We start from the raw sequence: 13,210 nt of genomic DNA on the forward strand, positions 1-13,210 counted from the left end.
CTGGAAAACATCCGACAATATTTGTCAGAAACAGAGGGATTTTTTCAAAAAAGAGGAAAATCGTGTATAATAGTCGGGTAATCCAAAAAATACAGAGATAGTGGAGGTTTCAAGAATGGAGCAAAAGCGGCTTGAACCCATGGGAGTGGGGGGCTTACTGGATCGAAGCTTTGCGGTTTACCGCCAACATTTTGCCACGTTCTTTTTATTGGCGCTGATCCTGTTTGCTCCGCTGATGCTGCTGCAGGAGGCATTGATGAGTGATATGGGCAGCATGCCGCTGCTGGCATCCGATAATGAATCGGATAGTTTTGAAGAATTTTTGCAAAACCGATTTTTGGGATCAGATCAACCAGTAACCGAAGACCCGATAAAGCTACTGCTTTTTCTTTTGTTGCTAATCCCTATCAGTCTTTTCGTGGTTTACCCTCAAATGCAGGGGGCATCGCTGCTGATCACCAAAGGGGCTGTGTATGGGGAACCCATCACGTTAAAGGCTGCGTTGAAGCAATCTTTTTCAAGATTCTGGCCCATGGCCGGCAGTACGTTTGTATATGGGCTGATCGTCCTCGGAATCATGATCGGATTTATGCTGGTCATCGGTTTGCTGTCGGTACTTGGGATTGGAGTGGGCGGCCTGCTCATGCCTGATCTGGACAGCTTTAATCCCGTGCTGATGATCCTCTTGTTTATCTTGCTGTACCTTCTCTTCATTCTTGTGATTGTCCTGCTTCCTGGATATTTTCTGCTTCGCTGGGCGTTTTATCTCCCTGTGGTGCTGATTGAGCGGGACGGTATTGGAATTGGTCGCAGCTGGCGTTTGACAAAAGGGAAATTTTGGCGATTGGTTGCCTTGTACATTGTACTTACCGTCATTTACACGATTTTCTCAGGCGGGATTCAAGCCCTTCTGATTGCCGTCTTCGGCGTATCCGTCTTGGGCCAATTGCTGCTGGTGCTGTTTACATGCCTTTTGGTGCCCTGGATGATGATCGTGTACGCGCTGACGTATCTGGACTTGAAAGTTCGCTATGATGGTACAGACGTGGAAGCATTGCTGCAAGTGCAAACGGAGCCGGTCATGACGAATGAGAAGCCGGATGAGAGGCCATGATTGATCCAAACCAACTGGCGGGTGACAAGGAAAAACTGGGAGAGATACTGGCCAGAGAGGAATTCCAGGAAGTAGAGAGACAAGGGAAAAGCTGGCTCGACATCATTCTGGAAAAAATCCTCGACACGATCAGCCGCTTGCTTCTGAGCGCTGATGTCAGTCCCGGTACGGCAGGAGTCTTGTCCTGGGTTATCATTATGGCCGCCATCATCGGCATCATCGCGTTGCTGGTGATGTGGGGACGGCGCATGGTAAGGCGCAGCCGGAGGGAAAATCCCCTGCTTGTCTATGACGAGCGAATTCGCACCTATGCGGATTACATTCGGGAAGCAAAGGAGAGGGGAAATCAGGGGGATTGGCGCGAGGGTATGCGCTTTTCCTTTTTGGCCCTCTTGAGCTACATGCAGGAACGCTCTTGGGTACATATCGAAACGTGGAAAACAAATTGGGAATATTTGGATGAATTGCGAGAGCGAAAACCGGAATGGGAATCATTTTTCCGCAGTCATGCCCGCCTTTTTGAACAGGTGTGGTATGGACGCGTCGCACTTGAACCGGCGATGTTCTGGGAAACGGTAAACGAGCTGGAGCGGAGATTGGACGGGGAGGGTGCGCATGACTAATGTCTTCAAATATCGGCTGACTGTGGGAGCAGCCATCCTGCTCTTTTTGGTCGTAGGCGTACTTCTGCTGAAGCCTGCCGGTCAAGCGTATCCCCCCTACGTCTCCTTCTCGCCCAACGCTAACGGTACCAAGGCTGTGTTTGAACTGCTGGGAGAGAAACAGGCGGTAATCAAAGAATGGAGAAAGCCCATGGAGTACTTGCCGGAAGGGGAACATCAGGCGATCGTACTGGTCGAACCCTTCGGCTTAGAGGAAGCTGAGCAGGCAGAGCTGTTGAAATGGGCAGAAAAAGGAAATGATTTGCTCGTATTCCAGAAAAATTCGAAAGGCTGGGAAGATGTTCACCTTGCAGCTAGCAGTCTGACGGATTATCAAGCGGAGCCTGGGAAAATAGAAAGCGCCGTTTTGAGCAGCGCGGGTACAGGTCAGGCTGAAACTCACTACAGACTCGACTCTTCAGCAGAAATGGAAACGCTGCTGTCGGATCAAAAGGGCATACTGGCAGGGCGAAGCACCGTGGGAGCGGGAACGATTACGCTGTTTCTCGTGCCCGAGTGGCTAACGAACAATCGCATCATGGAAAACGATCATTTTGAATTGATTTGGCCGTACCTGCAGGGAAACTGGAGAGTGATCTGGATCGATGAGTACCATCATGGCTATCAGCAGCGCCCTGGTATCCTGGCAATCTACCCGGACTGGCTGATCGTCTGTCTGACCCAGCTTGGGATTGCCCTGTTGTTTATGATTTGGTGGCAAGGGAAGCGTTTTGGCCCGGTTTATACCCGACGGGAATGGACGGTTCGGCGTGGAGACGAAACGCTGTTAGCCGTGGCCAGCTGGTATGAACGACGACGCTTGGCCGGGGACGCCTTGCGCATTCGCGAAGCGTATCTGCGTCAGCTTCTTTCCGAACGATGGGGGTTGCACAAGGGGACGTCCGACTACGATATTGTCCGCACAGCCAAAACGCACTGGATGGACCGGGACGCAGGACTGCTCAGCCATGTGCTGGCAAGGCTGGAGGAAGCGAAGCAAGATCGGCATTACACACCCAAACGATTGCTGGAGGACAGCAAACTGCTGGATCAAGTGACCAAGCGTTTGGAAAAGGAGTGAAGCAGAAGGTGGAGCAACTACTGCAACAGATGGAGAAAAAAGTATTTGGTCAAAGGCAAAACATTCGTTTGCTGGTCACAGCCATGCTGGCGGGCGGGCATGTTCTTCTGGAGGGCGTGCCGGGAATCGGAAAAACCAAAATGATCCGGACACTCGCGGAACTGATTAACGGCACGTATCGGCGGATTCAATTTACGCCTGATCTGATGCCGAGCGATATTGTGGGAAATGTCGTCTTCAACATGCAACAAAATTCTTTTGAAACGCTCAAGGGACCGATTTTTTCCAACCTGCTGCTGGCTGACGAGATCAATCGCACGCCTCCAAAGACGCAGGCCGCTTTGCTTGAGGCGATGGAAGAGCGGCAAGTGACGATCCATGGTGTCACTTATCCGCTTCCCGATCCCTTTTTTGTGATGGCTACCCAAAACCCGGTGGAATATGAAGGGACCTATGTCCTTCCCGAAGCGCAATTGGACCGTTTTCTGTTCAAACTGCAGGTGGATTATCCTTCCGAGTCGCAGGAGCTGGAGATTTTACGGCAGCACACTCCGTTCTTTGTGAAGGAAGCAGCAGAGGAGAATGTGGCATACAACGTGGAGGATATCATCCAAAAGCGGCAAAGGCTGGCGGAGGTAGTCGTCGAGGAACAAATACTGGCGTACATCACGACAATCATACGCAAGACCCGGGAGACAAAGCGATTGTTGCTGGGAGCCAGCTCACGGGCAGGAATCGCGGTTCTGATGGCGAGCAAAGCGTGGGCCTTGCTCGATAACCGCATGTACGTCACGCCGGACGATGTCAAGGCTGTTGTACGACCCGCCCTGCGGCATCGACTGATCGTGGCGCCACAGGTCGAATTGGAGGGGGGCAACAGTGACCACATCATCGATGAAACGCTCGCGGCCATTCCAGTCCCTCGCTAAGCGATTTTTTGACAACGGGATTCTCCCGACCAGAAGGATGATCATCTGGCTCGGGGGAGGTGCAGTGGTAGCCACTGCGGGTTCACTTGTCGGGATCGGGTACACCTTTTTCTGGATTTACAACCTTTTGCTTCTTTTGGCCAGTGTGCTGGACTGGATGAGTATGCCGCGGAAAGGGCAGTTTGTGGCAGCGCGTATCCTGCCCGAGCAAACCGACATCGGGCAAACACTGACCGTCACCCTCGTACTGGAAAATCACAGCGGGAAACCCGTGCGCTATCATCTCCGGGATGATCTCCCCTACACATTTGACCGGCCGACAGAAGTGACAGGCGTCTTGTCGGAGCGGCGAGGTGTCGTATCCTACATAACGAAGGGGAATGAGAGGGGATTATACACCTTTTCGCATCTCTATCTTCGCTATCAGGGAAAGCTGGGCCTGTGGGAGAAGCAAGCCAAACCGTATTGTCCTCAAGCGATTAAAGTGTATCCAGATCTATCGGCTGTCCGCGGGTACCTGCAATCGCTGCAGGACAGCCTGATTGTGGACGGGAAAAAAATCCTGCTCCGGTCAAGAAGCGGAACTGAGTTTCATGCGATTCGCGAGTATGTACCGGACGATGACCCGCGCCATATCAACTGGTCTGCCTCAGCCAGGGGACGGCGTTTGATGACGAATCAGTTTCGACCCGAGCAGGGAAAAGTGTTGACGCTCCTCTTGGACTGCGGCCGGATGATGGGCGTGGAGCTGGATGGCAGGAGCAAGCTGGATCTCTCTTTGGAGGCTGCGCTCACTTTGGCTGCCGTTGCGCTGAAACAGGGCGATCAGGTCGCCTTGCTGGCTTTTTCCCACGAGATCAAAACCTATATTCCTCCAGGCAGAGGGCTCGGGCATCTTCATACATTGGTCGAGGCTGTCTATGATGTGCGAAGTGATTTTGTGGAATCCAACCCGCTGCAAGCACTGGAGTATCTGCATCGGCAACAAAAGCGGAGAAGCTTGATGGTCTTATTCTCCGATATGGAAAATTATCTGCTGGAGGATCAGCTGGGGGCGTATCTGTGGAGACTGAGACGCAGTCATTTGCTGTTGCTGCTGTCACTGGCGGACCCGCTCCTGCATGAATGGAGCAAGGCAACTGTAAGCAACAGTCAGTTAGCCTTCGTCAAGGCGCTGGCACAACGTTTTCAATTGGATCGAAAGGCTTTCCAACAAAATATGATCGGCGCGGGTATCCAGGTCCTGGACATCCCGGCCGATCAATTGACGCTGACCGTAGTCAATTCCTATTTGGAGATTAAAAGAAGAGAAGCGTTATGACCGCTGTCGCTGGCGATAGAAACCGTACAGGTACCAGCCGACGAGAGCCAGAAGAGTCAGAGCGGCTACACTGTACTTCGCTTCCAGAGAGAAGGAGGACGGGGTAATATACCCCTCGATAATTCCGGCGATGACGAACATCGGCAGAGTGCCCAGAAGCAGTTGTGCAGATTCCTTGGCTGCTTGCAGGAACTGATATTTCCGGTGATAGATGCCCGGTACGAGGAGTCGGTATCCCATATGGAGTCCGGCTCCTCCTGCGATAAAGATCGCGGTCAACTCGATGACGCCGTGGGGCAATATGTAGGCCCAAAAAGCATAGCTGCTGTCTGCCTGGGCGTATACAGCTGCCAACGCTCCGACAAGCAGTCCGTTGTACAGCATCAGATAGACAGGGACGAGGCCCAAGGTAATCCCGCTGATAAAAGCGAGAAACGCCACTTTGATATTATTGATCATGATCGCCGTAGACATGATCGGACTATTGATCGCATCATGCCCCGCGCCCAGTCGGCTGGGATCGATATGTGCAGCCATTCCTTCCGGCAGGACGTAGTAAAGATTCAGAGGGTCTACCATGACTGCCGCAAAGCCGGAAATCCCGCCGATGACGAACAACAAGCCGGCCAGCCCGATAAACCAGATGCGCTTGTTCACCAGGGAAAAGAGATGAACCCAGAAGAAATGGGAGAGCTGGCCCATGCTGTTGGATTGTTGCCGGTATGCGGTATTATGGGCCCTGGATACCAGCTGGTTCAAATACTGGGTGATCTCGTCATGCGGATGGTAGGTTCGGATATAAGCCAGATGGGCAGAGGTTTTTTTATACAATAAGGTAAGGCGGTCGATTTCTGCTGCTCCCACCTGGCGCGGACGTTTTTGAAAATGTTCCAGCAGACGGTCGAGCTCAGCCCAGGTCGCTTTGTGGGACTGCCAAAATGATGTCAGGTTCACGAGCAGGTCTCCTTTCAAAGAGTTCACAGACGAGTGTCAAAAAGGAAGGGTGAAATCGCCAGCATGAATGAGCAACACATCTCCAATCAATTAGAAAGAGAAATGGCAATCGTTACACCAGAGCACGTTCAGCTTCGCTTCCAGACAGCGGGTCTGGGAAGCAGGGCGGCTGCTCAACTGATCGATACCGGCCTGCTTCTCTTGGTTAATCTTACTGTATTTCTAATAGTGGGTATAGTTATTTTTGGAAATGAACCTCTTTTTTTTCAGGAAACGGAAAACTATGCGCTTGCCATCATCTTGATTGTCTTGTTCCTGTTAAACTTTGGCTATTTCTTTTTCTGGGAGTATTTCCGAGCCGGACAGACACCTGGGAAACGCTGGATGAAAATCCGCGTCATCCAGGAAAACGGCCAGTCCCTCACCTTTCTGTCAGCAGTCATTCGCAATCTCTTTCGGATCATTGATTCAATGCCGACCGGTTATATGCTGGGAAGTTTGGTCTCGTTTTTTCACCCGCGCGACAAAAGGATCGGCGATCTAGTCGCGGGAACCATCGTTGTCGTGGAAAGCGGTTCAGCGCGTGGAAAGGCAAGCGGGAAATGGTCCAGAAAACTAGAAAAATGGCGCGAAAATGCGCCCGTCGTCTTTCTGAATGAGCGGCAAAAACAGGCGATCACCAGAGAGGACTGGAATCTTCTGGATACTTTCGTGCAGAGAATTCCCGGTTTGTCGGAGACCAAGCGAATCGAACTGGCTTTGCAGATCGTACGACGAATCTGCACGCGTCTTGATTGGCCACAGCGACAAGCAGCAGAGGATCATGCCGTCGGCTTTCTGTTGCAAGTGCATGAGCAGCTGGAGCACGAATGGAAGATCGGAAGATAACGACAAACAAAAGATCAGGATAAAGGTCCTGATCTTTTCGCCAAAAGAGGTGTCGAAAAATGTTTTATGTTATAATAATACCTCATCCTTTGTCAGATGAAAGGAGGGGGAGCTGATGAACGACAAGATCGTGTCAGCATCATCATCGCCATCCACAACGCTGCGTATGCCTGAGCAGGGCAAACAGGCAAGACGAAAGCGCAAGGGATTGTGGAAAAGCTTATTTCATACCATCCTTCCCCAGTCGGAAGAGAAGCGCTCTGCCGCGCCTGTTATCGTGGCAGTCGTACTCTGGGGCGGATTGGCTTACGGTGGGTACGCTTTTGCCGTACATACCTTGGACAAGCAGCAGCAACTGGTGCAGCAACGAATTGAAGAAATACAAATGGCCAATCTACATCAGATGAGGACAATGGAAGAGCAGCTAACCACGGTACAGGATGAGATGAAGCTGGTGCAGGGTGGACTGGCTAACATTGAAGAAGAATTGCAACTGACGGGAAAAACACTGGGAGGAACCAATCAAACCAAACAGGCCTTGCAGGATCGGATCGATCAGCTGAACAAGCAACTGGTTGATTTGAAAGCCTCGTTGAAAAAACTGGAGGATGCCGCTCGTGCCTGGTAAGATTCACCGTTTTTTTGCTTTTTTGCTCGCTCCAGCCATTGGTTTTTTACTGGCGTTCTCCCAGGCCAATCCGGTGGACAAGCTTCCTTACCAAGGCTTAACGCTTGCGGCCGAGGAGTCTCACAATCATGTAGCGGCACTTGCTGAGCAGCTCCAGGAGACCAAAACCCAGCTGCGCAACACGGAAATTCTCCTCGAAGATATCCGCGACCAAGCGACGAAGGAAAAAGAAGAGTACGAAAAGCAGAATCAGTCCATTCATAATCTTCTGGAGGACAGCAAGTCCCAGACGAAAAAGTCAGCGGACGTACTGGATACGCTCCTCTCCAATATGCTGGGAAATCCGATCGGCCAGACATTTGGAAAAAATGCGACGATCAAGGTATATTCTCTTGAGGAAGCAGGCTATCGCGGTTACATGGCCAAAGTCCGGCTGAACAATCCGAACGCTCTGCGCATGGTCCTCGCACATGATCAAGTCAAGAGCCGCGGAGAGACGACCAGCCAGGCTGCCAAACGAAAAGGGGCTGTACTGGCCATCAATGCGGGCGGCTTTATGAAGGACAGTCAGGGCAATCTCGTTCCGATCGGCACCACGGTAGTTGACGGAAAGGTTCAGACCTTTTCTACGAATACGGATTTGAGCTTCGTCGGCTTTAATAAAAATGGTCGTCTGGTCGGAGGAAAAATCAATTCCCAGGAAGAGATTACGCAAAAAGGCATCCTGCAGGGCGCCAGCTTTTTGCCTACGCTCCTGCAAAACGGAAAGCGGATGCCGATTCCCAAGGCCTGGGCAAATGCCCGACAGCCACGGACATTGATCGGTCATTTTGACAACGGGGACCTGCTTTTGATCGTGATTGACGGCAGACGCAAAGGATGGAGTAACGGCGTGACGCTGGAAGAAGCGCAGCGCAAGCTCCAGGAATTCCACGTCGTGGACGCGTACAATCTGGACGGCGGCGGCTCCAGTGCGTTTTATTACAATGGCAAGCTCTTGAACCGTCCGTCCGATGGCAGAGAGCGCGTCGTATCAAGCAATCTGATTATCCTGCCGTGATCACTGCAGACGGCGGAGAAGATCCTCTTCTTGTCACAAGGAAAGAAATACTCTTTTCAGGTGACGGGAAGGGGATTTTTCATTTTTCTCCAAATGCGTCAAAAGGACACGACTTTCTCCACGTTGACCGTTCGAAATATTCAAAATTATAATAAAGTTAAGGCTTACATAACTGGAAGCGAAAGGGTGAGGAGGGTGAAAGCAAAAGCGAAGGTGCTGATTTCCGGTGTAGCAGCGTTTCTGCTTTTGGCAACTCCGGTGCATGGAAAGATGCCGGGGATTCCCAAGGAGACGACGGGGGCGACGAAAGGAATCGTAGCCGTATCCCACCCGGCGGCGGCGCAAGTGGGCAAGGATATCCTGCAACAGGGAGGAAATGCGGTAGATGCGGCGGCAGGCATCCAACTGGCCCTGGCTGTTGTCGAACCGCAGATGTCTGGCATTGGCGGCGGGGGCTTCATGATGATTTATCTGAAAGACAAACAGAAGATTACAGTCATCGACTCAAGAGAGATGGCTCCCCGCAAAGCGGATCCTAAGATGTTTCTGGACGCAGCCGGAAAACCGGTGCCGTTTGAGCAGCGCCATACCAATGGCAAGGCTGTTGGGGTTCCAGGCACCCTTTTGGGAGTGGAAACAGCACTCAAGCAATACGGGACGAAAAAACTCGCCGAAATTATCGATCCCGCCATTGAATTGGCAGAAACAGGCGTGACCGTCAACTGGATCACGGCAAAGCATATCAAGGACAGCGAGGACAAATTGAAAAAACACAAGACCGCAGGGGAGGTGTTTGCTCCGGGAGGCAAGCCGCTGGAGGAAGGAGCGCTTTTGGTCCAGCCAGATTTGGCGAAAACCCTCAAGCTGATCAAGGAAAAAGGGCCGGATGCCCTGTACCGCGGAGAAATCGGAGCAGCGCTGGTCAAAGAGGTTCAGCGTACGGGCGGTGCCATGACGTTGGAGGATCTGAAGCACTACGTGGTCAAAGAGCGGGAACCGGTGCGGGATACGTTCCGGGGTTATGAAGTCGTTTCGATGGGACCGCCCAGCTCAGGAGGACTGACGCTGCTCCAGATTTTAAAGCTGATGGAGGGCTATGACAACAAACAGGACGGCCCGCTCTCGGCTGCCTATTTGCATCGTCTGATCGAAGCCAACCATCTGGCTTACGCAGATCGGGCCGCCTATATGGCGGATGAAGATTTTTACCCTGTTCCGAAAAAGGGACTGATCGACAAGGAATATATCAACGAGCGGAGGAAATTGATTCAGCCGGATCGGGTGAATACTGATGTAAAAGCCGGCGATCCGTGGCAGTATGAGGGGAAAAAAGCGGTGCAGGCGCTTTCGCTGACCGATGTGACTCCGGTTAAACAGACCACCCACTTTTCCGTCATGGATAAATGGGGCAATCTGGTCTCCTATACAACGACGATTGAGGATGTGTTTGGCAGCGGCATTATGGTTCCCGGCTACGGCTTCATGCTGAACAATGAACTGACGGACTTCGATGCCGCTCCTGGCGGGGTCAACCAGGTCGAGCCGGGCAAAAGGCCCCGCTCCAGCATGACGCCCACCATCGTGCTGAAGGATGGGCAGCCCTTTATGGCGGTAGGTTCCCCAGGCGGCTCGACGATCATCGCATCCGTTTCCCAAACGATCCTAAATGTTCTGGAGCATGAAATGCCGATTCAGGAAGCAATCCTTTCACCGCGTATTTTCTCCAGCACATATCCTATCGTGAGCTGGGAAGACGGCATCGAGCAAGACGTGGTTCTGAAGCTGATGGGCATGGGGCATGTTTTCCGGGAGCAGCCTGAAAATATTGGCAACGTTCAGGCGGTGATTTACGATCTTGAAAACGGCAAAATGTACGGCGGTGCCGACAATACGCGGGAAGGTACGGTTTTGGGCGTAGATGCCGTCGCATTTTCCTGGGCAGAACCGGCAGCGCCAAAAGCGGCTGAAAAAGGGGCTTTTGTCGTCCAAGTCAATGGACATCCGTACCCGTTTACAGCCAATCAGCTCCTCCTTTGGAACGGAGAACCCTATGTCCAGGCAGATAAGCTGCTCCTGGGATTGAATGCGAGACAGGCGTCATTTTCCGCGGATGAGATTAAACGAGACGGCCGCCTGTTCCTTCCCGTCAAAAGAGTGGCCGAAGCCCTTGGGTATACGGTCACCTGGAAAGCACGGGAAGCCGTTGTGTCACTGCAGAAACCATAGTGGATGAAAGGATAGAGAGGGAGCCTGCGGGTTCCCTTTTCTGATGGACACAGGAGAAAAGGGTTTACGGGCAGTGGGATTTTTTATAAGGTAGTAAGCGGATAGAGACATGCAGAGCTTGGCTGTTTCATGACAAATAATCAGGAAAGGGTGGGAGAGGATGAAAAAGGTACTCGTTCTCGGTGGAACCCGCTTTTTTGGGAAGAGGCTGGTCAATAGCCTGATAGCGGATGGTGCCCACGTTACAATTGCGACGAGGGGAAGAATGCCGGACGACTTTGACAATGAAGTGAATCGCTTGCAGATCGATCGCAACGATTTGGATTCACTCCGGCTGGTGGGGAAGACCGATTGGGATCTTGTGTACGATAATCTTTGCTATTCCGAAGAGAATGCAACCCATGTGGTGAACGTATTGGAAGGAAAAACGGCCAAATACATCGTAACCTCATCGAGAGCGGTTTACACATACTCTCCGCTTGAGCGGACCGAGGATGACTTCAATCCGTATACATATGAAATCAGGCGCGGGACGAGAGAGGATGTCTCCTATGAGGAAGGAAAGCGGCAGGCGGAGGCTGTTTTATTTCAAACAGCCAAATTCCCTGTGATTGCCGTTCGATATCCAATCGTCCTAGGCAAGGATGATTATACCCGGCGCCTGCATATGTATGTGGAATGGGTGAGAGAACAAAGAGAAATCATCATTGGGAATCCAGATGCCCGTCAATCATTCATCGATTCGGCTGAAGCGGCAGCTTTTCTGAAATGGACGGGCGATGCTGCGAAAGCAAACGGACCGTATAATGCCTGCTCCGAGGGAGAATGGACACTTCCCCAGATTCTCGAGGAAATTTCATCAGTCACGGGTAAGCCAGTTCGCATGATTGCAGGTGCATCGGATCAGGAGCATTCTCCGTTCGCGCTTCCCGCCCCATATCTCCTTAATACGCAAAAGGCGAAATCGGAAGGGTACGTATTCAGCAAGCTATCAAATTGGCTCGTCCCTTTGATTCACGACCTGGCCATCGAGCAAAAAGCGAGAAACAGCTAGCTTTTTCGTGTTACCATCTATTCTTTTCATCCGTCTATTTACTATGGTAAGGTAATAAGACGAAGACCGTTTCTTCTTTGTCAGAAATCAGGAGGCACACTTTCATGAAAAAGCAGGAAACCGTCATTCTCGCCATCGCAGCAGTACTCTCTGGTGCGCTTTTGGGAGGATGTCAAGCTACAGATATCAATTCAAGCGGGAATACCCAGCCGGCTGCGCCTGCGGGAGCCTCTTCTTCTGGGGAGCAAATACAGCAAGAGGATGAGTCCAGTATGGACTGGAATGCTATTCCTGATTCCTTTGTGCTCGCACCGGGTAGTGAGCAAGCACTGCCGTATGCCAATGGAATCACGTATCAAACCTCTGCTCCGGATGTTGTCACCGTATCACCGGATGGCAAATTGACGATCTCTGAACACGCCGCGATCGGTTCGAAAGCTGACGTTATTGTAGACTATCAAGGGAAGAGCAAAACGGCGCAGATCACGGTAAAAACCTCACTTGAAGAAACGATCAAAATGGTCAATAACGTACCGACCGTGACCAACTCGGATGATCTGGCTGTTGTGGTAAACAAGGAGCGTTCTTTGCCAGATGGATACATTCCAGCCGGATTGACAGAACCGCAAGTACCATTCCCTTTCTCCGGCAAGGCAGAGAAAAAGCTGCTTCGGGAGCCGGCAGCGCGTGCACTTGAAGAATTGTTTGCCGCCGCGCAAAAAGACGGAATTCAACTGTACGGAGTTTCCGGCTACCGTTCCTATCGAACACAAAAATCTCTCTATGAGGGGTATGTGCAAACTCAGGGAGCCGAGCATGCTTCCCGGTACAGCGCGGTCCCTGGAAAGAGCGAGCATCAGACAGGGCTGGCGATGGATGTATCGGGGGCTGACGCGAAAACGAGGCTGGAAGAGCCTTTTGCGGATACCGCAGAAGGGAAATGGCTGGCTGCCAACTGTGCAGAGTACGGATTTATCATCCGCTACCCGAAAGGCAGGGAAGAGATTACCGGCTATGCTTACGAACCCTGGCATCTCCGCTATGTAGGCAAGGTTATGGCGAAGGAGATCATGGAAAAAGGCATTTCGCTGGAGGAGTACTTCCAGGATGCAGTAGCTGTACAGACAAAACAGTAAGGAATCGTCCCATTTGGCTGGATCACTCAAGGCGCCTTGGTCCAGACGAATTTTTGTAAGAAGGGCGAAAGGAAGGTTCTATCCAAGAAAAAAGGAGAGCGTGGGATTGGATTCCTGCGCTCTCCTTTTTATCGTATGATATGATCTCCCGCCTCAC

11 protein-coding genes and 1 pseudogene are annotated in these 13,210 nt (G+C 51.7%); 11 read left to right on the plus strand and 1 reads right to left on the minus strand.

Annotation, left to right across the window (positions count from 1 at the left end; translation table 11 throughout):
• Positions 1–115 precede the first annotated feature (115 nt).
• The 5 genes from NDK47_RS10610 to NDK47_RS10630 are packed head-to-tail and all read left to right on the plus strand — an operon-like array spanning position 116 to position 5,107.
• Positions 116–1,114 (plus strand): DUF7847 domain-containing protein, encoded by a 999-nt coding sequence (locus tag NDK47_RS10610; protein WP_251874790.1) that lies wholly within the window; start codon positions 116–118, stop codon positions 1,112–1,114.
• On the plus strand, positions 1,111–1,737 hold the full coding sequence (locus NDK47_RS10615) for a DUF4129 domain-containing protein (RefSeq protein WP_251874791.1): 627 nt from the start codon (positions 1,111–1,113) through the stop codon (positions 1,735–1,737). Before NDK47_RS10610 ends, NDK47_RS10615 begins: the two co-directional genes overlap by 4 nt.
• Entirely contained in the window at positions 1,730–2,857 is a 1,128-nt protein-coding gene (locus tag NDK47_RS10620) for a DUF4350 domain-containing protein (RefSeq protein ID WP_251874792.1), read from the plus strand. Before NDK47_RS10615 ends, NDK47_RS10620 begins: the two co-directional genes overlap by 8 nt.
• Before the next feature lie 8 nt (positions 2,858–2,865).
• Entirely contained in the window at positions 2,866–3,786 is a 921-nt protein-coding gene (locus NDK47_RS10625) for an AAA family ATPase (protein WP_251874793.1), read from the plus strand.
• Positions 3,737–5,107, plus strand: coding sequence for a DUF58 domain-containing protein (locus tag NDK47_RS10630; protein ID WP_251874794.1), 1,371 nt, complete (start codon positions 3,737–3,739; stop codon positions 5,105–5,107). The genes NDK47_RS10625 and NDK47_RS10630 overlap by 50 nt, the downstream gene beginning before the upstream one ends.
• Here NDK47_RS10630 and NDK47_RS10635 read toward each other — a convergent pair.
• A pseudogene (locus NDK47_RS10635) lies at positions 5,074–6,061 on the minus strand (stage II sporulation protein M). The gene NDK47_RS10630 and the pseudogene NDK47_RS10635 overlap by 34 nt on opposite strands.
• A gap of 63 nt (positions 6,062–6,124) precedes the next feature.
• On the opposite strand from NDK47_RS10635, the gene NDK47_RS10640 reads away from it, so the two are divergent.
• The 6 genes from NDK47_RS10640 to NDK47_RS10665 all read left to right on the plus strand — a co-directional run bounded on the left by NDK47_RS10640 (position 6,125) and on the right by NDK47_RS10665 (position 13,053).
• Complete coding sequence (locus NDK47_RS10640) at positions 6,125–6,949, plus strand: RDD family protein (protein WP_251874796.1); 825 nt, start codon at positions 6,125–6,127, stop codon at positions 6,947–6,949.
• A 115-nt stretch (positions 6,950–7,064) separates the two neighbouring features.
• On the plus strand, positions 7,065–7,577 hold the full coding sequence (locus NDK47_RS10645) for a coiled-coil domain-containing protein (protein WP_251874797.1): 513 nt from the start codon (positions 7,065–7,067) through the stop codon (positions 7,575–7,577).
• Entirely contained in the window at positions 7,567–8,637 is a 1,071-nt protein-coding gene (locus tag NDK47_RS10650) for a phosphodiester glycosidase family protein (RefSeq protein WP_407653401.1), read from the plus strand. The genes NDK47_RS10645 and NDK47_RS10650 overlap by 11 nt, the downstream gene beginning before the upstream one ends.
• Before the next feature lie 186 nt (positions 8,638–8,823).
• Positions 8,824–10,863: a gamma-glutamyltransferase gene (ggt, locus tag NDK47_RS10655; protein ID WP_407653402.1), complete on the plus strand. Its 2,040-nt coding sequence runs from the start codon at positions 8,824–8,826 to the stop codon at positions 10,861–10,863.
• A gap of 160 nt (positions 10,864–11,023) precedes the next feature.
• Complete coding sequence (locus NDK47_RS10660; protein ID WP_251874799.1) at positions 11,024–11,917, plus strand: NAD-dependent epimerase/dehydratase family protein; 894 nt, start codon at positions 11,024–11,026, stop codon at positions 11,915–11,917.
• Positions 11,918–12,021: 104 nt separating this feature from the next.
• Complete coding sequence (locus NDK47_RS10665; RefSeq protein WP_251874800.1) at positions 12,022–13,053, plus strand: M15 family metallopeptidase; 1,032 nt, start codon at positions 12,022–12,024, stop codon at positions 13,051–13,053.
• The last annotated feature ends 157 nt before the right edge of the window (positions 13,054–13,210 follow it).

The organism is Brevibacillus ruminantium (genome assembly GCF_023746555.1).
GTDB classification, from domain to species: Bacteria; Bacillota; Bacilli; order Brevibacillales; family Brevibacillaceae; genus Brevibacillus; species Brevibacillus ruminantium.

Coding starts and splice junctions, on each gene's coding strand:
- NDK47_RS10640 (WP_251874796.1), top strand. CDS start 6,125: ATGAATGAGCAACACATCTCCAATCAATTAGAAAGAGAAATGGCAATC.
- NDK47_RS10645 (WP_251874797.1), top strand. CDS start 7,065: ATGAACGACAAGATCGTGTCAGCATCATCATCGCCATCCACAACGCTG.
- NDK47_RS10660 (WP_251874799.1), top strand. CDS start 11,024: ATGAAAAAGGTACTCGTTCTCGGTGGAACCCGCTTTTTTGGGAAGAGG.
- NDK47_RS10620 (WP_251874792.1), top strand. CDS start 1,730: ATGACTAATGTCTTCAAATATCGGCTGACTGTGGGAGCAGCCATCCTG.
- NDK47_RS10665 (WP_251874800.1), top strand. CDS start 12,022: ATGAAAAAGCAGGAAACCGTCATTCTCGCCATCGCAGCAGTACTCTCT.
- NDK47_RS10610 (WP_251874790.1), top strand. CDS start 116: ATGGAGCAAAAGCGGCTTGAACCCATGGGAGTGGGGGGCTTACTGGAT.
- NDK47_RS10615 (WP_251874791.1), top strand. CDS start 1,111: ATGATTGATCCAAACCAACTGGCGGGTGACAAGGAAAAACTGGGAGAG.